General features: G+C 39.2%; 20 protein-coding genes and 1 tRNA gene. 10 read left to right on the forward strand and 11 right to left on the reverse strand.

The features are described 5' to 3' along the window. The first annotated feature begins 898 nt into the window (after window positions 1-898). Window positions 899-1,528, forward strand: coding sequence for a helix-turn-helix domain-containing protein (locus tag QZ407_RS01380; protein WP_295767273.1), 630 nt, complete (start codon window positions 899-901; stop codon window positions 1,526-1,528). A gap of 86 nt (window positions 1,529-1,614) precedes the next feature. Here QZ407_RS01380 and QZ407_RS01385 read toward each other — a convergent pair whose 3' ends face one another. From QZ407_RS01385 to QZ407_RS01405, 5 genes are all read right to left on the reverse strand, one after another. Next, entirely contained in the window at window positions 1,615-3,510 is a 1,896-nt protein-coding gene (locus QZ407_RS01385) for a DEAD/DEAH box helicase (protein ID WP_295767274.1), read from the reverse strand. Window positions 3,511-3,583: 73 nt separating this feature from the next. Next, a complete protein-coding gene (locus QZ407_RS01390) occupies window positions 3,584-4,141 on the reverse strand; it encodes a hypothetical protein (RefSeq protein ID WP_295767275.1) in 558 nt (185 codons plus the stop codon). A gap of 80 nt (window positions 4,142-4,221) precedes the next feature. Continuing rightward, a complete protein-coding gene (locus QZ407_RS01395) occupies window positions 4,222-5,070 on the reverse strand; it encodes a hypothetical protein (protein ID WP_295767276.1) in 849 nt (282 codons plus the stop codon). Between the two features lie 52 nt (window positions 5,071-5,122). Then, window positions 5,123-6,367 (reverse strand): site-specific integrase, encoded by a 1,245-nt coding sequence (locus QZ407_RS01400; RefSeq protein ID WP_295767277.1) that lies wholly within the window; start codon window positions 6,365-6,367, stop codon window positions 5,123-5,125. Window positions 6,368-6,495: 128 nt separating this feature from the next. Continuing rightward, window positions 6,496-6,570: transfer RNA gene (locus QZ407_RS01405), tRNA-Val, on the reverse strand. Window positions 6,571-6,767: 197 nt separating this feature from the next. Between QZ407_RS01405 and QZ407_RS01410 the strand changes: the two genes are divergently transcribed. Both QZ407_RS01410 and QZ407_RS01415 read left to right on the forward strand, forming a co-directional pair. Then, window positions 6,768-7,034, forward strand: a complete 267-nt coding sequence (locus QZ407_RS01410; protein ID WP_295767278.1) for a hypothetical protein — start codon at window positions 6,768-6,770, stop codon at window positions 7,032-7,034. Window positions 7,035-7,102: 68 nt separating this feature from the next. After that, on the forward strand, window positions 7,103-8,191 hold the full coding sequence (locus tag QZ407_RS01415) for an AI-2E family transporter (RefSeq protein ID WP_295767279.1): 1,089 nt from the start codon (window positions 7,103-7,105) through the stop codon (window positions 8,189-8,191). Window positions 8,192-8,194: 3 nt separating this feature from the next. Here QZ407_RS01415 and recO read toward each other — a convergent pair whose 3' ends face one another. Further along, entirely contained in the window at window positions 8,195-8,920 is a 726-nt protein-coding gene (recO, locus tag QZ407_RS01420; protein ID WP_295767280.1) for a DNA repair protein RecO, read from the reverse strand. Between the two features lie 145 nt (window positions 8,921-9,065). Here recO and QZ407_RS01425 point away from each other — a divergent pair, with 145 nt between their 5' ends. After that, the gene (locus QZ407_RS01425; protein WP_295767281.1) at window positions 9,066-9,842 is read left to right on the forward strand and encodes an SDR family oxidoreductase; all 777 of its coding nucleotides are present in this window, start codon (window positions 9,066-9,068) and stop codon (window positions 9,840-9,842) included. Here the strand turns inward: QZ407_RS01425 and pnuC are convergent. After that, window positions 9,839-10,468: a nicotinamide riboside transporter PnuC gene (pnuC, locus tag QZ407_RS01430; protein WP_295767644.1), complete on the reverse strand. Its 630-nt coding sequence runs from the start codon at window positions 10,466-10,468 to the stop codon at window positions 9,839-9,841. The genes QZ407_RS01425 and pnuC overlap by 4 nt on opposite strands. A gap of 735 nt (window positions 10,469-11,203) precedes the next feature. Beyond that, on the reverse strand, window positions 11,204-12,607 hold the full coding sequence (locus QZ407_RS01435; RefSeq protein WP_295767645.1) for a tetratricopeptide repeat protein: 1,404 nt from the start codon (window positions 12,605-12,607) through the stop codon (window positions 11,204-11,206). Window positions 12,608-12,985: 378 nt separating this feature from the next. Between QZ407_RS01435 and QZ407_RS01440 the strand changes: the two genes are divergently transcribed. Then, the gene (locus QZ407_RS01440) at window positions 12,986-14,629 is read left to right on the forward strand and encodes a S8 family serine peptidase (protein WP_295767282.1); all 1,644 of its coding nucleotides are present in this window, start codon (window positions 12,986-12,988) and stop codon (window positions 14,627-14,629) included. 66 nt (window positions 14,630-14,695) lie between these two features. On the opposite strand, the gene QZ407_RS01445 is transcribed toward QZ407_RS01440, so the two are convergent. Further along, complete coding sequence (locus QZ407_RS01445) at window positions 14,696-16,618, reverse strand: DUF4153 domain-containing protein (RefSeq protein WP_295767283.1); 1,923 nt, start codon at window positions 16,616-16,618, stop codon at window positions 14,696-14,698. A gap of 222 nt (window positions 16,619-16,840) precedes the next feature. On the opposite strand from QZ407_RS01445, the gene QZ407_RS01450 reads away from it, so the two are divergent. From QZ407_RS01450 to gldD, 5 genes are all read left to right on the forward strand, one after another. Next, window positions 16,841-17,824, forward strand: a complete 984-nt coding sequence (locus tag QZ407_RS01450) for a pyruvate dehydrogenase complex E1 component subunit beta (RefSeq protein WP_157540446.1) — start codon at window positions 16,841-16,843, stop codon at window positions 17,822-17,824. Window positions 17,825-17,977: 153 nt separating this feature from the next. Continuing rightward, on the forward strand, window positions 17,978-18,574 hold the full coding sequence (locus tag QZ407_RS01455; protein ID WP_295767284.1) for an FMN-dependent NADH-azoreductase: 597 nt from the start codon (window positions 17,978-17,980) through the stop codon (window positions 18,572-18,574). Between the two features lie 161 nt (window positions 18,575-18,735). After that, the gene (locus QZ407_RS01460) at window positions 18,736-19,497 is read left to right on the forward strand and encodes a phosphosulfolactate synthase (protein WP_295767285.1); all 762 of its coding nucleotides are present in this window, start codon (window positions 18,736-18,738) and stop codon (window positions 19,495-19,497) included. A 62-nt stretch (window positions 19,498-19,559) separates the two neighbouring features. After that, window positions 19,560-20,369 (forward strand): shikimate dehydrogenase, encoded by an 810-nt coding sequence (locus QZ407_RS01465; RefSeq protein ID WP_295767286.1) that lies wholly within the window; start codon window positions 19,560-19,562, stop codon window positions 20,367-20,369. Further along, window positions 20,333-20,950 (forward strand): gliding motility lipoprotein GldD, encoded by a 618-nt coding sequence (gldD, locus tag QZ407_RS01470; protein ID WP_295767287.1) that lies wholly within the window; start codon window positions 20,333-20,335, stop codon window positions 20,948-20,950. Before QZ407_RS01465 ends, gldD begins: the two co-directional genes overlap by 37 nt. A 51-nt stretch (window positions 20,951-21,001) precedes the next feature. Here gldD and pafA read toward each other — a convergent pair whose 3' ends face one another. Together pafA and QZ407_RS01480 are read right to left on the reverse strand one after the other, a co-directional pair. After that, the gene (pafA, locus tag QZ407_RS01475) at window positions 21,002-22,657 is read right to left on the reverse strand and encodes an alkaline phosphatase PafA (RefSeq protein ID WP_295767288.1); all 1,656 of its coding nucleotides are present in this window, start codon (window positions 22,655-22,657) and stop codon (window positions 21,002-21,004) included. A 111-nt stretch (window positions 22,658-22,768) separates the two neighbouring features. Continuing rightward, a complete protein-coding gene (locus tag QZ407_RS01480) occupies window positions 22,769-23,953 on the reverse strand; it encodes a PepSY-associated TM helix domain-containing protein (protein WP_295767289.1) in 1,185 nt (394 codons plus the stop codon). Window positions 23,954-23,963: the final 10 nt, after the last annotated feature.

Raw genomic sequence — 23,963 nt, forward strand, 5'->3', positions numbered from 1 at the left:
TGATTTTGAGAGTGATTAGAGAATTTTCCGTTTAAAGAGTGCAGGTGCATGAGCACTATTCTTTGTGGATTTTGGATGTTTTTTTGAACTTTTTTATCCGATGTGCTTTTTCGATTGGTAAGACTGCTTTTGCTGCCTTACCACACATATTATTTTGTTTTTGATTCGGATGATGGTGAGGGGGTAAAATCAGAGCGGGTATTTCGATCTCAATACACTCAAAATGTTATTCGCAGCAAACAGCTATATATAGAAACGACTTTTTAAAACAAAGGGCGGGGGGCGTCTGGAAATTAAATTCACCTATATACTTGAAGCTTAAACCACAAAATTGGTTTTAAGAAGATTTGACCAGATATTATTTCCTAGTGGATGTGCGGATGCAAAAAGCGTTTTATATGCTCTACGGGCTTTAAAAGGTCAAGATTTGCATAAAGTGACCTATAAGACGGATCAAAAAGTCAAGATTTTTGCCATAAAAAAAAGCTAAGTCTTTTGAACTTAGCTCTCTCATGCCCTTAATATATAATGATGTTATGCAATATGTAATCTGCCTAACATGTTAACACAAATATACCAAAAATCCGGCTTTTTTAAAAGTTAAACAATTGATTTTCTGAGCTTTGTTCCAATTTGGACACTAACAATAAGGATTATATTATTTATGTAATAGTGTCCAGCACAGAAAAAAACAAGAATTTTTTCTTTATGCATTTTCATTTGCTGACTACATTACTTAATCCAAGTTAAAGTTGCAGAAGTCATACTTTTTTCGTATATTTAAGATTATAGTCCGCTTATTTACAGCGATTTAAATCAAAATTCAATTCCTGCCCTGTAATTGAATCCATCCCACTTATATATAATGATGTATAATGATTCTGCCCTAAGGCCTTACGTGGCTTTACCCGACTTTTTATTTTTAGATCGAGATAACCTTCAATATTTAGATGTTTTAGTTTATACAGCCCTTAGATGGTTTAATAGAATTGAAAGTGATGAATGTTTTCCCAAACACGAAACAATTGGTATTAAAGCTGGTGTTTCCAAAAATACAGTGATTGCGTCAGTCAAGCGCTTAGAGGAAGCCGGACTTATTTCAGTCAAGCGTAGCAACAAAATACGGGAATCGAATTATTATTACTTTACTGCACCGCGTTGGAATAATAGGCTTGAAAAAATACCGAAAGATTTCTTTGAAACAACAAAGGATTTATCTTCTCATGAACGTGCAATGTTGCTATGTATTCGTCAGTTCTTTAATAACGTCAAATATGAATGTCATGAGCCTAAACCAATAAAGTTCTTTGCAAAATATCTTGGACTAACTGAAAATCAAGTAAGAAAGCAGTTTTCAGGATTGATCTCAAAAGACTACATTAAAGAAAGATATACAATAAGTAAGTTTAGCGATAATTTAAGGAGGTATTACAAGTTGACTGATAAAATCGATTGGTCATTTGATCAGTATCAAAGTTATAATTTACAGACACTGAATACAGCTAATATTACTTTAAAAGTAGCCTGACAACTACTGCTGTCAGGCATTTGACGTGTTGCACAATTTTTATTTTTTGGTATTATGATTATAGGTTACTAATTTAAAATGTCCGCTTAGATATGTTGTCTTGGAGACACCTGATACAACTTTTTCGAAAGAAAGATATACGCACGCTCTTCATCTTTCTTGGTTTCTTTGTATTCAAAGTATCGAAGAACATCCGTACTTTTCGCTTTATACTCAATGTTAAATTTCTTAAAAATTTTAATTAGCTTTTCTTTCACCTGATTAACCGTATACTTAGTATTAAGCCGGAACGTCATATAAACCAAGTTGATAAGTGGGAAATGATTTAATTTACTTTCAATATCAAGCTTTAAAAGGTCAATTCGGATAGGGCGAATTTTAAAATCAAGCGACCTGATGCGGTCAAATCCTAATCTATCATATGCGTCGGTAATTACAGGGGAAAGTTTTTCAATTTCTTTTCTTACGACATAATAAGCTTCAGTGCCCTTATATGCTTCAATGTCTCGCAAGTCATTAGCCATGCGAAGGTTCATATTGGCCGAATAACGAATACTTTTCTTTTGTAATTTAATCAAACCCTCCTTGTCATATTTTTTAGGCTGCATGGGAGTGACAATATAAAGTTTCGTTTTCGTGTAAGCGTTCAATAGCGTTGATGTGTTTTTATAGTAAGCTTTCACACGTTCATCATCCAGATAGTTATCTTTTAAAAAATGGGAGAAGTCACCATTCGCCTTTAAAAGCCTTGAATATGGTTTTATCGTTTTTAATTGTTGATTAATATAGTCGTTAAACGTGTGGTCATATTGCGACGCTTTTAACGTAAGTTGGTGCTCATAATAGAATTTGCTATATTCTATTTGAAGTAACGCAGCTTCTTTACTAACAGGTTTTGTAAAATGTTTGGCGTTATTGATATGGGTTGCCATACGATATGCTTGCTCTTTGTTATCCTTTTGCTGCTTCGTTCTTCTAAATCTACCCAGGATTTGTAGAACATCGGTGAATGGGTCAAGCAGTGTATGATCACGATACCCATAGTCAGTAACAATAAGTATGTCTGGCTTCACCGTCATATGAATATCTAACCCATTAAAAAAGCTGCTGGTGAAAAAGTTGTAGCGTTTAAACTTTCCTATTTCATTGGATACATTAGGCTCCTCTGCAAGCTTTAAAAGGTCACTACTTTCTTTAGAGCAGTATATTATATAATCACTCTGAATATTTAATTGCTTAATTATACTCTTAATTCCTTCTACTGAATTAAAGAATATACAATAACACTCAGCTTGATAACTCTTGAAATATTCGTCCAAAGTATTGATTATGCTGTCTGTTGCTAAAATCGAAATTGGCATTTGATAAGAATAATCCGGGCATACTTTGATATGCTTAAATTCAGCTTTGGAAAATCTGGGATCACTTGGTGGAATTGGCGTTGCCGAAATCATAGCTTTACGATCAAACTCAAAGAAGAGGTCCATCATTTCAACCATATCAGCGCGGTATGATGCGTCCTGAACAAGCTTATGACACTCATCTATTAAAAGAAAGAACAGGCTTTTATATCCTACTGGCTCACCATTTAAATGACACGATTTCAAAAGTTGAATAATCTTACTTAGGCCTTTTGGTGTAGTAAGTATTTTTGCAAATCCTACACATGTTGAGAGATAATTAAAAATATCATCTTTGCTGATACCTCCATGTACACCTAAAGCCTGGATTTGGTTTTCCTGACAATCTTTAATCTTATTGGTTATAATGGATATGTGAGGCAGTACTATTATACTGTGACGCTTTGAGACAAGTTCACTGTATGTTGCACCGATACCTGTTACCGTTTTATAAATAATTGATTTTGAGGGTATAGGCGTCATTTCAAGTATATCTGTGAAGTATTTGACATCCTCTCCGTAAAATATTTCTTGGTCAAATATCACGTTTGTGATGTCGGGAGTTTTATTTGATGAGTGCATGAGTCCATGTATTGTTTCACAAGTGATTTTTTATTGAGTTCATTAATGCCATTGGGAAGTTTGGAAGAGCAAGTTATTCTTGCTCTTCATCCAAATCGTCAATGTTATAATCTTCAGGATCTTCTACATAAAATTCTTCATCATGCTCTTCAATGTAGCTGTGAACGTTCTCCAGGTCGGCAGCGTTCATAGGAGTTTTTAGCATTGCAACCAAGTCAAGAAATTTGGTTTCTTTAAGAACTTCATGGTGGGCGACTTCGTACATCCATTTTCCGATAACAATATTTTTGACTTCTCCCTTGTTGATGGTTGAAGATAATGCCACATCAAATACCTGTATTGTATAACCAATTGCGGAGGCAAAGCCGTTGGTTGTAGATAATGGGCCAACATATTGGAGAGAGCCGACTGCAATTTCAATAATTGCATCTTCAATAAAATTATCTTCACGTGATGCTTTCCAGTATGCTGTTATTATTGGAACATCAATGCGGTTTTGTACGTTGCGGTACTCAAACGCTTTTATGTGGTAAAATCCATTTCGTGCTGCTAGCTTGTTTGCACCTTGAATTTGCGCTTGGTTAAATTGTTCTTTAACTTTTTGCGCTGATCTAATTGTTAAATTAACCATGTTTTGTATGTCATTTGTTTTGATGACGATACAAAGTTGTGGATAGCTGCCAAGTTACGCTGGGAACCGTTTTTTCTAATTTAAACTTTTTTGGTTTCCTTAATTCCGTACATTTTGGCGTATTTGGTAAGTGTATTCCTCATAAAGTCTTTTGCCTCGTAACCCATTGACTTATCAAAACCCTGAGCATTTAATAGTTCGAAAAGAACTAATACTTCATAAAAGAAGGTAAGCTGCTCATCAGAAAAATTTGTTCTCTCGGCTTTCTTTAATATGGTTTCTCCGTTTAAATACGGTCGTAAGTAAAAGCAAAACTCTGCTCTTAATCTATTTTGAAGCTGCTTTATATAAGTATTGGTGTTTTGAACTTTCCGGTTATATATCTCAAGTACTTTGTTAAAATTTATACTGCGTTCGCCGTGTACTTTGTCAATGAATAGAAAGTCGCTGAACATATGCATCAACTGAATTGGCAAATTCCCGTTTAGCACTTTCTCACTTATCAATGAACCAATCCATTGAGATAGCGGTTGGTCAGATATTTTGTAAGTTTCCCTTTGTCCTTTAATGGAAATAGTTGGTGTTTTTTCCGAGTCAACGTCGTGGTATGCAATGAGCAGTCCAGCGAGCTCCTTAGCTCTTAAAAGCGCATTGTTTTGTTCTATGGCTGCTGTTATAATATTTTCAATTTCATTAACCTGATTGAGAATTAAGTACATCAAGTTATCGCCATCCTTTAAAAGGTTATACTTTTCGATAATAGCCCAAAAGCGTTTCAATATATCCTCAACCATTTCATCTGTATAATACCAATCAATTTGAATAGGATAGCCATTGGGGTATTGTTGATGCAATATTTCAGGCGCTGTTGAAAATTTATAGTATTTGCTAAGCCGGGTGAAGTTTGGATTTGGATTGAAGTATAACATAGGGCGAAAATAAAAAAGGTAGCGAAGCCTTCCACTCCGCTACCCAGTTATATTATAGCCATTCAATAGACTGATTGACTTTTAGGTTAACTTCATCAATTAATCCTTGGTCAAAGCTATCAAGGTAAATATTTGTAATGCGATTGCCGTGTTCATGCCCCATAGCTTCAGCTATAATCTCCACAGAGAAGCCTAACCTCTTTGCTGTGGTGGCCCATGAGTGTCTTGCAACATAAGTAGTAACATCGCAATCCAGCTTACAATCTTCCACAATGCTACGTAGCCACTTATTGGTCGTTTTAATCCATTGGGTTATCAATGCTTTCGCTCTAATGCTATCTTCGTCAACATTCGTTTGAACAACTGGCAGTAGATACTTTGCATTGGAGCCAGTGTAGTAAGCAAGTAGTTTTTCAGTAAGAGGCTGTAGCTTTATGCTTAATTCTTTACCAGTTTTTCTACGTCGATAGGTTAATCGCCCCTTCCTGATATTTTGAGAAGTGAGATAAGCAAGGTCGGTAAAGGATGCTCCAATTAGTGCAAAGCTTAAGAAAAAAAAGTTCCTGGCATGCCATTTACGCGACTTGGGTTTCAAATCAACTTGGGCTAGTGCTGTCAAATCATCAACTGTTATTGCTCGCTTAGTAGTTCGTTCTGTTTTAATAGAAATGTCAAGGAAGGGATAACTGCCCCGGTCTATGACCTTCGCCTTAATGGCCTTGTTGTATATGGCTCTTAATGTCCTGAAGTAATTACTAACGGAGTTAACCTTAACTTTCTCCTTTGTTAGTTTATGCTTAAATCCTTCCAATAACTTATAATCAATATCGGAGAACTTCAATTTTGGGTTTGCTACATATCCCATGAACCTATTAATTGCGGTTCGATAAACAATGGCGTTGCCTGTTTGATTTATAGATAGCATATCTTCCACTAATTGATTTGCAAAGTCGATGAAGTAAGCTTTGCTTACCTTCTTCTGTAGCGGGGTTGTTTCGGTCAGCCTTTCCTTCAATGTCTGAAAAGAAAACTCTTGCTCGTGTATAAGCTGGAAAGCAATATTTTGCACTTTGCTATAGAAGTCAGTGATGGTCTTGTTGTATGCCTGCGCATTTGGGTGACTATGTTTAACACAAAGCGACTTTAAGTCCCATTGCTCGGGCTTTAGACGGATTCCTGTGTTGAATGTGGTGTTGTTTCGGTTGAAGGTAACTCTTATAGCTACCGGATAGATGTTGTCCTCTTTCTGTCTTTTGTCGTTAAGGATGATTTTAAAATAAACCATAATGATGGGCATTGTGGTTACTTGTTTGTACTATCGCTGTACTAACACTGTACTATCAGATTGTGCTAAGATTGCAGAGTTGCGATCAGCACCAAAAACAAAAAACCCCTCAGAAACTAATCTGAAGGGCTTTCTTTTAGTGGGAGCAACAGGATTCGAACCTGTGACCCTCTGCTTGTAAGGCAGATGCTCTGAACCAGCTGAGCTATGCTCCCGTATTTCAAAGTTACTTTTTTAATTTTTGTTCCTTTGTTTTGGGACTGCAAACATAGGAACTTCATTTATATTATCAAAATAATTTTTCAAAAAAATTGGAAGTATCTGAAAGTCTTGCAATTAATTTTTTGTCGTGTTATATACTCAGTCGAAACATACTTGACGCATGGCGTGTTATATACTTAAACACACTACCATGACTGATAGCTTCAAAAATACAACCGACGGTAATTACGAATTTACCATTAATTACTCAGAGCGAGAGTTAACATGTCACGTACAGCGCGAAGGTGATATTTTGCGGGTACACATTGATAATAACATAAACGCCGAAATTGAACTGCAGCCTGATGGTTCAGCCGTTCAAATCTCAGGTGATGAGTTGCCTGCTTCAAGTGTTGAGTTCATTAAAAAGCAGGTTATTGAAAACGATATGGATCCGGGACGCGGATCGGGTTTTTAATCTGTTATATTCTGTAAGTTTTGTAAAGGCAGGGTTTTAAACCTTGCCTTTTTTTTAAAATTGCGCCTATGCTACAATTATCCAAAACGCTTCGCCTTCTTCTGTTATTTATCCTCTCGGTAATTATACTTTACTATTCGAGTTCTGTGCTTATTCCGCTTACGTTTGGCGGTGTGCTGGCTATGTTATTAATGCCTTTAAGCAATTGGATGGAACGAATGGGATTGAACCGAGGTGTCTCCTCATTTATCAGTCTTTTTGTTTTTGCAGCCGTGCTTGCCGGCTTGGTTCTTTTGCTTAACTGGCAAATTGGCGACTTGCTTAAAGACTTTTCGAAGCTGCAAGACCAATTAATGAAGCTGTTTGAGCAAATTAAAGACTATGTACGTTCGCAGTTTGGCATTACAACCCGTCAGCAGGAAAAAATACTTCAGGAGCAGCAATCAGGCGGAATGGAAAAGGTTGCAGGCATAGCTATCGGAACGTTAACATCTACCATGAGCATTTTGGTTAGCTCAGTACTGGTGATGGTGTACGTATTCCTGTTTTTATACTTCCGTGGGCATTTTAAAAACTTTGTACTGCGATTGGTTGATACACCTAATCATGCAACTGCCCAAAAGGTTATGCATAAGGCCAGCCGTGTTACCCAGCAATACATAACCGGCTTAGGAATTATGATTGTTATGCTTTGGTTTATGTACGGAATTGGTTTTTCAATTGTGGGTATTAAAAACGCCATATTCTTTGCCATCCTTTGCGGAATACTTGAAATTGTACCCTTTGCGGGTAACATTACCGGAACTTCAATTACAGTGCTTATTGCGTTTGCCCAGGGCGGAAGCATTGATATGGTAATTGGCGTGCTCGTAACCTATGCAATTGTGCAGTTTACGCAAACCTATGTGCTGGAGCCGTTGGTTGTTGGCAATCAGGTAAACTTAAACCCTTTATTTACTATTTTAATAATAGTTATAGGCGAGGCAGTTTGGGGTATTTCAGGTATGGTGCTTGCCATACCACTTTTAGGTATGTTTAAGGCATTGTGTGATCATGTAGAGCCACTTAAACCGTACGGTTATTTAATTGGCAACCAGAATGCAAAGGAAGATAAAAGCTTTTTTAAAAAATACTTTGGCGATAAGGATGACAATTAAGGTTTAACTTAAAATTTCTTCCAAAACATCTTGCGATCGGATGTTGCCAAAGCCTTCAACGTGAAGCGCATAATACTCCAGCAGCCTGCTAAGTAAATATCGGCGTTCTGTATTGGTAAGCACTATGGTTGAAAGATTATTGTAGCCGTATATAAGCAATTGCTTAAAGTGAGCTGTATGGGGTGGAGATAAATAGAAGTTGCTTTCTGGTCGGGTATTGCTGAAAACGCCATTGTGCAAATCAAAGTAAGCAGTGTTAACGGCATTAACGTCACTAGGGAAAAAACCAAGGAAGCGCGTTAGGCCAATCATAAACACCAGGTGAAAGTTAGCTATGCCAGCGTCAAGGTTATCCAGCAGCTCAATACTTCCAAAAATGTAATCAAACATTTGTTCATCAGGCACCTGCTGTTTTATGGCCTTGTACAATATTTCGTTAAGAAACATGGTGATGCTGCTTTTGGCAATATCGTAAGGAATATGCTTTAAAATTACCGCAGCCTTAATTTCTTTAATTCGTTGAATTGAGCCTGTTGATTTATGGTAAACTACCAAATCGAGCAGGTGAAGTGGCTGGAGCATATTGCGCGAAACTTTAGCCTTAGGTTTATTTACTCCGTTAATGATGTATGATTGTACGCCCAGTTTTTCGGTAAACAGTTGCACAATAACACTAGCCTCCCCATAATCGGTAACTTTTAAAACTATTGCTCGGGTTTTATGAAGCATATGATGATTGCCGTGCTTTTGTATGAAAGATTTATAAGGCTAATCTTTCTTAGTAAGCTGCAAAAGTAAGCATTGTGTTGCCCGGCAATTAATTTTATCATGAATATAGTTGAGCTTACCATTATACCCGCTATTTTGCAACATTATGAATTTGAAACTTAAAGACAAAGTTGCTTTAGTACTTGCCTCAAGTAAGGGGCTTGGCAAGGCTGTTGCAAAAACATTGGCTGCCGAAGGGTGCCGCATCATAATAGCCTCTCGTAACAGTGATGACCTTAAAGCAGCAGCTAAAGAAATTGAAGAATTAACCGGAAGTGCAGTTACTTGCATAGCTGCTGATGTATCAAAGGCAGAAGAAGTTGAACAACTGATAGGCCACGTTGCAAGCCGGTTCCAAAGTGTCGATATCTTAATTAATAATGCCGGAGGGCCACCTTTTGCCGGCTTTGAAGACTTTAACGATAACGATTGGCAAAGGGCATTTGAACTTAATTTGTTAAGTTTTGCCCGAACGAGTCGCTTGGTACTGCCCTATATGATGCAAACAGGCAGTGGCCGAATCATAAATATTATCAGCGGGTCGGTCAAATCGGTGCTTGCTAATTCTGTATTGTCAACCAGTATGCGTATGGGAGTAGTGGGCATGGCCAAAATGATGGCCGATGAATTAGGGCCCTATAACATTACAGTAAATAACGTTGCGCCCGGTTTAATTTTAACAGATCGTATAAAGCATACGTTACCCAAGGGTGTCGATTTAAATGAAGCTTTAAAGCAAAGAGCTGAAAATATACCATTAAGGCGAATTGGTAAGCCCGAAGAACTTGCCGCCCTTGTGGCGTTCCTGGCATCTGAACAAGCCTCGTATATTACAGGAACCACCATTCAGGTTGATGGCGGGGCAAACCGGAGCATTTTTTAATGTTGCTGTTTTTGTAAACGCAGCTCTTTGCGCCAATCATAATACCCCTTAGCTGCAAGCAGCGCGTAAATGGCAAACATGATAGCTGTTGGTTCAAGCTGTTTCGATGCATATATTAAAACGTATATGATGTCAACAAAAATCCATATCAACCAATTCTCTAAAACCTTACGAGCCATGTAAACCTGCGCTGTAAGGCTCAATACCGTGCAAAAGCTATCCAGGAATGGGTAGGCGGCCGGACTATAGTTTAAAATGTTGCTTAAATAAACCAGGGTAAAGCCCAGTAACGGCGTAATTGCAGCCGTTATAAGTATTGCTGTTTCTACTTGATTGATAGTTATATGCACCACAGGCACTTTGGCACTATTATCCGGCTGTTTGCTCCAGTAATACCAGCCGTAAATATTTATACAAAACAAGTAAGCGTTTTGTAGCATATCGGCGTAAAGGCCGTTTTGAGCAAAAATGTAAATGTAAATGCCGGTGCTTACTATGGCAAAGGGCCAGTTCCAAATATTGTTGCGGGCTGCAAGGTACACACATAGCAAGCCGCAGCAAACACCTGTCAATTCGAGTATACTTTGGTGTTTAAGCCAGTTGACAATTTCGCTCAGGAGATGCATTGTCAAATATACTTTTCAATATTAAGTAAGACAAGAACACGCATTATCATAAAATGTTAGTAACTGTTAACATTCTTGTAGTAATTATCATACACAATCTAAAGTTGTGTGTATGTTATAAAGGAATTGTAGTTTAATTGATACAACTTTCGGGGGTTTTATTAATCATTTATCTATTAAATTATTCACTTTTGATTATAACTCAGTATAAATTGGTAAGTGTTTGAAATTATAAATCTCCTATATAAAATGCTCGAATTGGTAGATTTATTATGAAAATGATAATTGACGAATACAGCTCCAATTGATAATAATTCTTGCTATTTGTTAATAAAGCATTGAAAAGCAATAACTTATAAGTATATTTTCAATGGTTATTAATGTGTTGTGAGAACTAGATGACTAGGAGGTAAATGGATTCAAGGCTTATTTTTTTGGGTGGTTCAAAAAGTTTGGCTTCACTTTTGTAAATAACATTACGACTCTGCATCTAAGTGAAAAACAAAATAAAGTAACATCTACCTATGTTACAACATTTATGAAAGAGAATTCTCAGGCACCCAAGTTGAGATGATTTTGTTCTTTGTTTTGGGTTTAATCAATAGTTTAAATTAATTAGGGGAAAGGGAGCTTCGAAAGTAGCTCTCTTTTTTTTATTCAAATTTTAAGCAAATAAAAAAGCTCCGGAAGTTTAATTCCGAAGCCCTACTTAAAACTATTGTTTGAACTTATTAATTAGCGAGTGTAACGATTTATTATATCAAGAATTACCTTGTTTTTTTGTAGCTGTGGAAGGTAATCAAATAAAATATAATGCTTATCGGGGTCTGAGGTTAAAGCAAGCTCAAGGTTAGCCAAGGCTTCATTATAATCACCTTTAGCAAACAGGTAAGCAACCATCCGATAGTAAAGTTCTGCTGCCTCAGGATTATTTTTTATGGCGTTAGCAATTACCTCAATAGCATCAATCAGTCTTTCCTGTTCATACATTATTGATGAATAGTCGAGCCATGCATCAACATCAAGCGGGTTTAGCTCTACCACCTTTTCGTAGGCCAGTTCGGCCTCAGGCAAATGGCCTAACTTATATTCTGCATCAGCAATTGCAAACCAATAGTCTGCATTCATAATGTCAAGATCAAGAGCTTTACGGTAAAAGTGCAAGGCCTCAAAGTACCGCTCTTCAAAATCAAGCGTTACGCCTATGCCAAACCAGGCATCGGCCAGTTTGCTGTCCATGCGCACGGCTTTTTTGTAAAAACCGCGTGCTTCATCCATCTGCTCCAACTTTTCGTAGCATTCACCTATGGCGCAATAGGTATCGGCATTTGGTTGCTCGTACTCAAAAGTTTGCCGGTAAACTTCAATGGCTTCAGCGTATTTTTCAAGGTTTACTAATGCATTACCTTTATTAAAGTAGGCAGATGCAAAACTGTCTTTTATAAGTATAGCATAGTCATAGGCATCAATGGCTTTTTCAAACAAACCTAATTTTGTATAAGCATTACCTAGGTTATACCATGCAGCGTAACTGTAGGGTTCGTTATCAATGTATTGCTGATAGAATTGAATACTCTCTTCCTGGTTGTCTATTACATCATAACAAAATGCCAATTCATAAAGCGCATCCTGGTTTTCCATGTTTTGCTTAAGGCACTCTTTTAAGTAATGAATAGCCATTTCATAATCGCCCATATTTTGATGAACATAGGCCATATGCAACAAAATATCGTCGGTTTCTTCGGCCATGCCAAGTGCTTTCTCGTAGTTTTCGAGTGCCTCGGTATAGCGGTCCATGCTTTCGTAAAGGTTTCCTCTTATAATATAAATGTCGGCGTCTGAGGCTTCAAGCAACGCAGCTTTATCAAGTGCGGCAAAGGCCTCTGTAACTTTATTAGTTACTACCAGTAACTGTGCTTGTTTAATTAAAAATACCGCTGCAAAAGGATGCTGGCTTTTGGCATACTCTACAACCTGTAAAGCCTTCGCAGGGTCGTTTCTTTCAATGTAGTAATCAATTATATTCTCAAATGCCTGAGCATCAAAAAAGTACTGGTCATGATTACGAATCATTTCTTCGTAGCGTTCTACCGAGAACTTTGGATCTTCAGTAAAACCAAATTCATATTCATCTTCCATCTTATCTGGTTTATACATTACCTGTACCGGCCACAAACTGGCCTGCACAGGTAATAACTTTCAGTTTAAGTTACTATAATAAGCCGATGCCGGGTAATTAAGTTTTCAACATACAGCTATTGTGGATATTTTATTGGTTAAAGAATTGATTATTAACACAAACTTGATCCGGATTAATTCATGCTATTAAAAAGGGTTTGGTACCCGCCTTGGGGTTGGTCAGCACTCTTGGTATGAATTGGAATTTATTATACTAATATAAACGTTTTTTGCCCTCAAATTGTTGTTGCACCGGTTTAGCGTCACAGTTGGCAATTATTGCCTAAAATAACCGTTAACTAAACAGCTCAAATTTTTAACTTGGCTACATTATTAAACATGATGAATACATATAAAAACTTTATACCCGCACTGGCATTATGTGGCGCGTTACTTACTTCGGCTAACGTAAATGCCCAAACCGCACCTGCGCCGGTACCTGCACCGCCTCAAAACTGGCACACTATGGACTTGACAGCCGATGGGTACTTTGGCATAAGCCTCAATAAAGCTTACCAGGCTTTAAAAGGTAAAAAAAGCAAGACTGTTGTTGTTGCCACTATTGATAGCGGTATTGATACTGCCCAGGCCGATTTAAAACCAGTGTTATGGGTTAATACTAAAGAAAAGGCAGGTAACGGTAAAGATGATGATGGTAACGGTTACATTGATGATGTACACGGCTGGAACTTTTTAGGCGGCCCGGGCGGAAAGTGCGACTTTACCGAAACTACAGAAGAGGTACGTGAATACAACCGCCTGAAAGGAAAATACCTGCAGGCCACTGAAGTCACAGCTACCGATAAAAAAGAGTTTAATTACTGGCAAAAGGTAAAGGTTACTTATGACTCTACTATTGCCCAGTCATCAAGACAAACCCAGCAGTATGGCCAAATGATGAACGTGCTGATGGGAACCAGTGGTTACATAAAGCGTGAGCTTAAGTTGCCTGCAAACGGTACTTTTAAAGCAGCCGATCTGGAAAAGATAAAATCAACTAATGATACGGTAGTGCAAAGCAAAGGAGTTTGGGGCTATATTTTTGCCGAAGAACCCAACTCAACAAACAGTGATGTATTAAAAGAAATAAGCGAAGCCCTTGCCAAATTCAACAACGATTTAAACCCCGACCTTGAAGCGCGCGCCCGTATTGTGGGTGATGACCCCAATGTTTGGGACTCTAAGCCATACGGCAGTCATCTTATAAAATTTGATGATGCATCACATGGTACAGGTGTTGCCGGTTTAATAGGCGCAGTGCGTGATAATAAATATGGTATAAATGGTGTGGCCGACAATGTGCGCATTATGGCTATCAAAGCCGTTCCAAACGGTGATGAGTATGATAAAGATATTGCCAAGGCAATACGTTATGCTGTTGATAACGGAGCCAAAATCATAAATATGAGTTTTGGCAAAAAACTATCGCCGCATAAAAAATGGGTTGATGATGCGTTTAAGTATGCTGCCGAAAAAGATGTATTGCTTGTACAGGCCGCAGGTAATGATCATCAGGATGTTGATGCTAAACCAACTTACCCTAATGATCAGTTTGAGGATGGCTCGGCAACTGATGCTGCCAACCTGCTTTGCGTGGGCGCTTCATCAGCAAAAAAAGGCGAGAACCTGCCGGGCGATTTCAGTAATTATGGAAAAAACAACGTTGACGTGTTTGCACCGGGTGTAAAAGTAACATCAGTTGATAAAGATGCGGAGTTTAACACCGCCGATGGTACCAGCTTTGCTTCTCCTATTACTGCAGGTGTTGCTGCATTGCTTTTAGAATACTATCCAAATTTGAGTGCACGCCAGCTTAAGCAAATCATTATGCAGTCGGCAAAGCCTTTAACAGGTGTTATGGTTAAAAAACCTGGCAGTGATGAGCGTGTTGACTTTACAACCCTTAGTAAAACAGGAGGTGTTGTTAACGCTTTTGATGCGGTTCAAATAGCTGCGAAAACCAAAGGCGATCGTAAAAACTAAACTTGCTTCAGTTAATTGTATATGAAAAAAGCGGGCATTAAACCCGCTTTTTTTTGTTTTAAATGATTACCATTTAATAAGTATTGCCCCTAACGCGTAGGTTATCTCAAACCGTTTGCCCTTGGCTGGTTTGTTAAGGTTTACCTGGGTTAGCCTTAATGTAACTACATGCTTGCCGCAGTTCCGGGTCATGGTAAGTTTACTTTGAGGCAGTGTATAGCTCGAAAAGTTGGAGCTTGACCCCTTGGTGTTCTCCAGCTTTTTAAGGCTTGCTGTGTCGGCAAGTATTTCATTTGCCCACTTTTCAAGCTCAAAACTGGCGCTCTCATTGCCAATTTGTATAACCTGTGTGCTTCTGAAAGTATCAATGTGCTTAACCTCCGTATTGTTAATCTTATATTCAATGGTTGTAGGTTTCAATGTATCGGGCGATCCGTTCAAAGTAAGATCATTAATGAGGTAATCATACCCTTTAATATCAATCACGCTCATCTCTTCGATAGTGAATCCAATGCGTTCGTTTTCTATATAAGTGTTGCCTTCTGTATCTTCATCACGCCAATAACCCCAGTACTCTTCAAGGTTTAATTGTTTTTTTACCCACTCAAGCTTCAGCGATATGGCTTCATACCGATGAAGCTTTGCAGTTTTTGAGTTGTTTTTATGAATAAGTGAATCTGATACCTTTTTAAGGTCTTTTGTAAAGTAAGGTTGTAGTGCTGTAATGTCATGCTGGCTAATCAGGTAGTCAATAACAGCTACGGCATGATTACCGTCTCTTTTTGAAATGCTCTTACTTACAGGTTGGAGTTTTGAATTGCTGAAGGCTTTATTCTTAATAAATATTTCTTTTAAAATACGTAGCTGAGACATCTTTGCCACGTTAAAAGCACTTAAGGGCCCGTATACCGATACGAGTGTTAATAAACATAATGATATGGGAATTAACTTTATGTTTTGCTTTTTTGAAACCAGGAAGTAAATGCTGATGAACAAAAGCCAAAAGGCCAGTACAACCAAAAAGTACCTTAGCTCCGTTATGCCGTACGTAAAAACCCTGGTGCCGGTAGCTACAAACAGCAGTACAATAAGCGGAAGGAGTAGTAAGTAGAAGCTTTTGGAAAAAGTTTTAATCCACCTGTTATCGTCTTGATTGCGGATGGGGTAAACCAGTAAGTTCGACAAGATGCCGAAAACTGCATAGCCTAATATCAGGCTTGATACCAGCCCTTTTGGTAATTGCCAGCTAATTAATATCTTACCCTCATAGGCTAATAGAATTATTACGTAAACTGATGCAAGCGGTATTAAAACGTATTGGGTGAAAATTTTTAAACCTTTGGGGTAGCTGTAGTCTTGGTTGAGTGCTTGGGTGCTTGCAGGCACGCCCGCTAAAAAGAACGTTGTGCTAAAAAGGCCCACAATTAACACCCATAGGGTGGCAAATGTATCCCACTCAAAGTTTGCGTTAAACAAAAAATTAATTGCACCTATAGCAGCCGTTAGGCCAATAAACAAAACAGCGCTGTACAATGCGCTGGTTAAAAAGCGTAAAAAGAGCGTTTCGTTGAATTGCCAAAAGCTTTGTACAGAATTGCCTTTTGTAAATGCCGCAAAAGCAACAAGCAGGTGAAATGCAAAACTGAGCAACAGGAATTTTAAAATATCGGTTGTCTGCTCAAATGGATTAATGCTCCAGGTAATTGCACATGTCAACAATACTGCCAGCAATCGTAATAACCACAACTGGCCTTTGCTTAATGCGCGGCTTTCGCTATACAGGGTAGCCGAAAGTGATAACAACAGCCCAAGGTTTGCGCCGGTAATTAGCTGCCAACATAAGCCTTGACCATCATAATTAATTGAGTTTAACTCTATATTAGCAATTGCAGCAACTGTGCCTGTAAGCGCAAATAAAACCTCCAGCGGAAAGCGTTTGAGCACGGCAGCTGCCCCGTAAATGAGGTTTTTTAACGATATGAATTTCATGGTTTAAGCAATAAGACTAAGTTAAGCCTGAAAGGTAGCAAAGTTTGCTCATTATGAGTGTTATTGTTGTTTAATGATTTTATAAACAAAGGCCGGTTAACCTGCTGCAAAATCAAATTTTTATAAAAATAAATTTACCGTTTCATCTTTTGCGGCGGCAGGTTGTTTTTACCGCGCCATTAGCTATATTTGCGACGGAAAATTTTCATTCTTAATAATAAAATGAGAGAAATACAATTCAGAGAAGCGCTTCGTGAAGCGATGAACGAGGAAATGCGCAAGGACGAAAACATATACCTTATGGGTGAAGAAGTTGCCGAGTATAACGGTGCTTATAAAGTAAGCCAGGGTATGTTAGATGAATTTGGCGCTAAGCGTGTTATCGATACTCCTATCTCTGAGCTGGGTTTTGCCGGTATAGGTATTGGTTCGGCAATGAATGGTTTACGTCCTATCATCGAGTTTATGACGTTTAACTTCTCGTTGGTTGCTATAGATCAAATCATTAATGGTGCTGCCAAAATGATGAGTATGAGTGGTGGTCAGTTCTCAGTTCCTGCGGTGTTCCGTGGTCCTACCGGTAACGCAGGTATGTTGAGTTCACAGCACAGCCAGTGTTTTGAAAACTGGTACGCAAACTGCCCGGGTTTAAAAGTAGTTGTTCCATCAACTCCATATGATGCAAAAGGCTTATTAAAATCTGCAATATTAGATCCTGATCCGGTTATTTTCATGGAATCAGAATTAATGTACGGTGATAAAGGCCAGGTTCCTGAAGAGGAATACTACCTTGAAATTGGTAAAGCCAACATAGTAAAAGAAGGTACTGATGTAACTTTAGTTGGTTTTGGTAAAATTATGAAAGTAGTTAATGCAGCAGCTGCCGAACTTGAAAAAGAAGGTGTAAGCGCAGAAGTTATTGACCTACGTTCCGTTCGCCCTATTGATTATCCTGCAATTATTGAGTCGGTTAAGAAAACAAACCGTTTGGTAATTGTTGAAGAAAGCTGGCCTTTAGGTTCAATTGCTACTGAAATTGCATTCAAAGTGCAAAAAGATGCGTTTGATTACCTTGATGCTCCTATCTTACGTATTACCGGTGGAGACGTTCCACTTCCTTACGCTCCTACTCTAATTCAGGAGTACCTGCCAAATGCCGACCGCGTTGTTAAAGCAGTAAAAGACGTTATGTACGCTAAAAAGTAATTTTACTTTAATAGATATTAAAAGCCTGCTCAACGAGCAGGCTTTTTTCTTTTGAGTAGTCTTGATATCCTGTACGATACCGCTATCCTTTAAGATAGTAGTATCTTTTTAATAGTAGCATTATTTATGTTTGTTTCAAATAATTGTTTGAACATGAAAATACTGCATTTAATATCAAGCCCGCGCGGCAATGAATCTTACAGCCTGAAATTAGGTAACGCTGTTGTTGAAAAATTGCAAGCTGCAAACCCTGGTAGCACTGTTAAAGTACATGATTTGGCTAACGCCCAATTCCCTCACCTTGAAGAGGTTCATATCAACTCCTTTTTTACACCGCTCGAGAATCATACGCCTGAGTATAAGCTGGCTATAAAGCATTCTGATGATGCCATTGCCGAGGTAGAGGAAGCAGATGCCATTGTAATTGGTGCGCCTTTTTATAACTTTAATATACCATCAACATTAAAGGCCTGGATAGATCATATGGCCAGGGCCGGCAAAACTTTCAGGTATACAGACGCCGGGCCCGAAGGATTAATTAAAGGAAAAAAAGTTTACGTGGCTATATCATCTGGTGGGGTGTACTCAGAAGGACCAATGAAAGCTTATGACTTTATAGAGCCTTATCTGCGCGCTGTACTTGGCTTTTTAGGAATGACGGACATAACGTTTTACCGTGCCGAAGGATTGAAAATGCCAGCTTTACAAGAAAACGCCCTGCAAAAGGCAATAGACAGCATTAAAGTTTAATAATAATTTGCTATGATAAGCCGGAGGTATTACACTCCGGCTTTTGTTGTTTAATTGGGGTATCAATTTTTAAGATTGATATGATGATTGGCTAACAGATTTTTTTCATCTTTGCGGCGTTAATACTTTTTGTTATAGTCTATAACCAATTGTAAAGTTTTATGAATTACGCTTTAAACAATATTCCGCAACGAACTGAAAAACCCCGCAGCAGTGGCATGACCATGGTTATGGACAAAGGCTTAAGCCTTCGGCAAGTTGAAGACTTTTTGGAAGTTGCCGGATCTTATACAGATATTGTAAAGCTGGGATGGGCTACCTCATATGTAACCCCTAATCTGAAAGAAAAACTTTCATTATATAAGCAAGCCGGAATACCTGTTTACTTTGGCGGTACGCTTTTCGAAGCATTTATTATACGTAACCAATATGACGATTACTGCCGCATGCTCGACACGTTTGGGTTGGAGTATGCCGAAGTGTCTGACGGGTCTATAACTATTGATCATGCTTTAAAATGCGAGTTTATAAGCAAACTGAGCAAGCAGGTTACGGTAATATCAGAGGTTGGCTCAAAAGATGTTCAAAAGATTTTTGCGCCGTACAAGTGGATACAGTTGATGAAGGCTGAGCTTGAGGCAGGATCATGGAAGGTTATAGCTGAGGCTCGTGAAAGCGGTAATGTAGGCATCTACCGGGACTCAGGCGAGGTGCGCCAGGGTTTGGTTGATGAAATACTTACACAAATACCGGCCGAAACAATTATATGGGAAGCACCGCAAAAGGCGCAGCAAACCTGGTTTATAAAGCTTATAGGTACTAATGTTAACTTGGGTAATATTGCACCTGCTGATATGATTCCACTGGAAACTTTACGTTTAGGCTTACGGAGCGATACTTTTGATCATTTTTTAAATCAATAAACGGCTGTTGCCTGTTTGTAAATAAATAGGCAAATTAGCCAAACAATTGATCATTAAAAGCCATGAAAAAGTACGGGTTAATAGGTTATCCGCTTACGCACTCCTTTTCAAAAAAGTATTTTACAGCAAAGTTTGAGCGTGAGGGAATTGAAAACCACGTGTATGACCTGTACGAAATTCAAAATCTGAGTGATTTCCCGGAGCTTTTACGAGCTAATCCAAAACTGTGCGGACTTAACGTTACTGTTCCGCACAAAATTGGCGTGATGTTTTACCTTGATTGGGTGCATCCTGATGCCAGGGAGGTAGATGCGGTAAACTGTATCCGTATTACGGCCGAAAGTCCGGTGGCGGCAGCTTTCTCGGGCGAGGTTGGTATCAAAGACCATGAGTTCAGGTTGGAAGGCTTTAATACTGATGTATACGGTTTTGAAATGTCACTTAAGCCATTGCTAAATGCTCAGCATACACAGGCTTTAGTGTTGGGCACAGGTGGTGCGTCCCGCGCTGTTAAGTATGTGCTTAACAAGCTTAATATCTACGCCAAATTTGTTTCGCGCGAGGCAAGTGCAGATCGCATTGGCTATGCCGACGTAACTCCCGAGTTGCTTAGTAAGTATAAGCTTATAATCAACACTACGCCGCTTGGCATGTCGCCCAATGTTGATAAATGCCCGGATATTCCTTATGAGGCATTAACCTCCGAACATTTGCTGTATGACTTGATTTATAATCCTGAAGAAACACTGTTTTTGCAAAAAGGACGGGAACAGGGAGCCGCAACAAAAAACGGTTACGAGATGTTATTGCTTCAGGCCGAAAAATCATGGGAAATATGGAATTCAAGAGAAATAAAGCCCGAAGAGGAATAATTGCTTTGTTACTGCTTGTTGCTGCTGCTTCAGGCTGTAGTAATGAGCCTGATTATTCGCCCAAGCCCCGGGCGTATTCCCGTATTTATTTCCCACAGCGTAAGTATGCTGAATTTAATGAAGGATGTAATTATACGTTTACTTATCCTACTTATGCAGTTATTGAGCCAGATCGTTCACCCGGCGCCAAAGCCTGTTGGATAAACCTTCAAATGCCACAATTTAACGGTACTTTACATTTAAGTTATCAGCCGGTAACCTCAAAAAAGGTGTTCAACGAGCTGATTGAGGATGCGCACACATTTGCTTTTAAACATACCGTTAAAGCAACATCTATTGATGAAGGAGTGATACAATATCCCAACAAAAAAGTATATGGCATTTACTACTCAATTGATGGTAACGCTGCATCTTCGGCCCAGTTTTTTTTAACCGATAGTACACAGCATTACCTTAGAGGCGCTTTGTACTTCAACACACAACCCCGACTGGACTCAATACAACCCGTGCTTGACTTTGTTAAGAAAGATATGGCCGTACTTATAAAAAGCTTTAAATGGAAAAGCCCTCAGGCTAATTAGCTTAAGGGCTTTTGCTTATAAAAATGTTGAATCAGCCGTTAAACTTCCAATCTATTTTTTTAGTGCTTCTGGTATAACTTTGCCCACACAGCCGCTTGGCATTTGAATATGCAATAATGCTGCAAGCGTGGCCGATATGTCGGTCATGTGCGTGTCGCGGTTTAAGCTGCCCTGTTTAATTCCCCAGCCCATAAACAACAACGGAATGTGTGTATCGTAAGGAGAGCTTACACCGTGAGAGGTTCCGGTTTTACCATGACCGGCAAAATAGCCGGGCTTCAATATTACCTGAATTGCACCACTACGCTCAGCATTATAGCCGTTAATTATGCGTTCGCGTAAATCGGCCGGTATGCTTGCCGATTGAACTTTTTGCATATCAACCACATATAATACTCCGGGCTGTTTACGTAAATAGGCAATACTTAAATCTTTGATTTTCTCAGCATCAGCTTTAGCGTTATTGATAGCGGCGTAATTTAAGTTAACCTCATAATTATCAATAGACAAAATGGCGCGTTTCACGTTCAACTCTTTTTCAAACATATTGTTTAACTGTGTTGCAGCTGCATAGCCATCCCAGGTTCCACCTGGTATGTTATTGTCTTTCAAAAACTGGGCATTATGAGCAGCGCCGTGGTCGGCAGTTAAAAATGCAGTGTAATTGCCTTTACCTACTTTGGCATCCAGGTAAGCAAAAAAGGCTGCCAAATCGCGGTCTAAACGCAGGTAGGTGTCCTCCGCTTCAATAGAGTTGGGCCCAAACTGATGGCCAATGTAGTCTGTTGATGATAGGCTCACCGCAAGAAAATCTGTTTGCTCGCCCTTGCCTAGTTGTTCCGCATCAAGCGCAGTTTTAGCAAAGTCTAACGTAAAGGTGTTGCCAAGCGGGTTACTGCGTATTGCGGCAAAATCGGCACCCTTTATAGCCGGAAAGTTGTGCGGGAAAACAGGCGCTGCCTCGCCACTATAAGCACCTTCGTAAGGACTTTTATCGGCAGTACTCTGTTTGTAGGTATTTATAGAGTAAAGTGTTTCCCAGGTCTTAGCAAGGTAAGCAGTTGGCAGCTTTTTATCATTAAAATGCTTAACCCAGGCAGGTAAATCATTGGTGTAATAGGTGCTGGTAATCCAATTGCCTGTTGCATCATCAAACCAATATGCGCCGTTAGGCGTGTGGCCGGCAGGCAATATGCTTCCCCTGTCTTTTAAAGCAATACCTATAACTTTTGAGCGGAAATTAGTGGCAAGTTTAAGCTCATCAGTAATTGTGCTGGCTTGTAAGTTACGCGGAGACATTTTACCGGCTACGGATGTTGAACCTACACCACGCACGGTAGTGTCTTCGGCACAGTACATAGGTTTGCCTGTAGCTTGTATAATAAAGTTATTTGCTGCAATGCCATGTATGGCCGGAACCGATCCGGTGTAAATACAGCTATGGCCCGGTCCGGTTTCGGTTGGTAAATAATCTATGTGTGTATTTTCACAGGTAAAGCCTTCACTAAGCATTCGTTTAAAACCTCCTGCTACGTAACGGTCGTTAAAGCGGTATAAGTAGTCCCAACGCATTTGGTCAACCACAATGCCAACTACCAGTTTTGGGCGGCTAAGTGTACCCGGTGTTGCAGTGTTCTTAGTTTTTTGGGCCGATGTAACTATAGGCAATGATGCCAATGCGGCTAAAAACAAATGTTTTATCTTCATTTTGGGCAAAATTAAACGCCAAATATCAGCAATGATACCCAAACAGCGTGTGATTTTTTTGTTATGAAATAGGGGTGAAATAATTAAGGCCCAATACACAGCCTTGATCACTTAACTTTTTTCGGCAGTTGATGCTACTAAATGCCTGTGTGATTTTTTGTGCGTAATTGCCCTGATTTTTTTTGCTTTTGGTTTTTTGTTGCGTTTTCCAAGCCAAATGATGAACCCAGTAACTGGTAGACTTGCGCAAATTAAGCTGGCCAGGAAAGCAATTATTTTGCCCGGCAAGCCGGCAATTTGACCAACATGAATATCATAATTCATATCGTTCAGTTTCCTACCCGGGCTTTTCTGGGTATTTGGTAAATAGCTGAGTAATTTTCCGGTGTGCTTGTCAAATTGATAAGAATCGCTGTAACTGAAATATAAAGGCTTTGGATATGACATGGCGTTCAACACATCGCTTTTCTTTTCACCGCCGTAAAATACAATCATTGAAGCATCGGGCGATTTGGTGCGGATGGTTTGATACGCTACGTCCATTGCGGGTACAGCAATAGTTGATGGAATGTTTAATGTGTCAGACTGCATTGCTTTCTCCTCATCATCGTGGTTAATGTTACGGCCAATATTTGCAGTATTATAAATGGCCCGCTCCATCCATTGAAAGCTCATGGAAAGCCCGGTTATGGCTAATACAATAGCAACCGAAGTAGCATAAAATCCAAGCACGTTGTGCAGGTCATAATTTACCCGGCGCCAGCGGCCATTCCATTTAACAGTGAAACTGCGTTTGCGGTCACTTTTGCGTTTGGGCCACCAAAGAACGATGCCGGTAACCATAAGCGCAACAAAAATGAGCACTGCCACGCCTACAACAACTTTACCTGTTTCGGGAGGTAAAAGCAGGTACAGGTGAATAAATTCAACAATTACAAAGAAGTTCTTCTCCATAATATCGTCGCCCTGAATTTTGCCGGTGTACTGGTTAATGTAAACGTTATGGTAGCCGGCTTTGTCGGTAACGCGTACCTGGGCAGCCCTGTCTGGAGCAATATAAGCCATGCCGGCATAGACCGACTTAGGGAACTGCTTTAATACGATGCCCTGTAACTCAGATGGCTTTAAAGCAGGCTTATACATTACTTGTACTTTACGGTAATCATGCATCATGTCCTGCAGTTCATCCTGAAAGCAAAAGAGGCAGCCGGTAATGCTCACTATAAAAACCACAAGCCCGGATGTAAATCCGAGCCAGCGGTGAATAAATAGTACAGCTTTTTTAAAAGCAGTCATATTACGGAGT

Origin of the sequence: uncultured Mucilaginibacter sp. (assembly GCF_913773635.1) — a bacterium.
In the GTDB taxonomy this organism is placed as follows: Bacteria; Bacteroidota; Bacteroidia; order Sphingobacteriales; family Sphingobacteriaceae; genus Mucilaginibacter.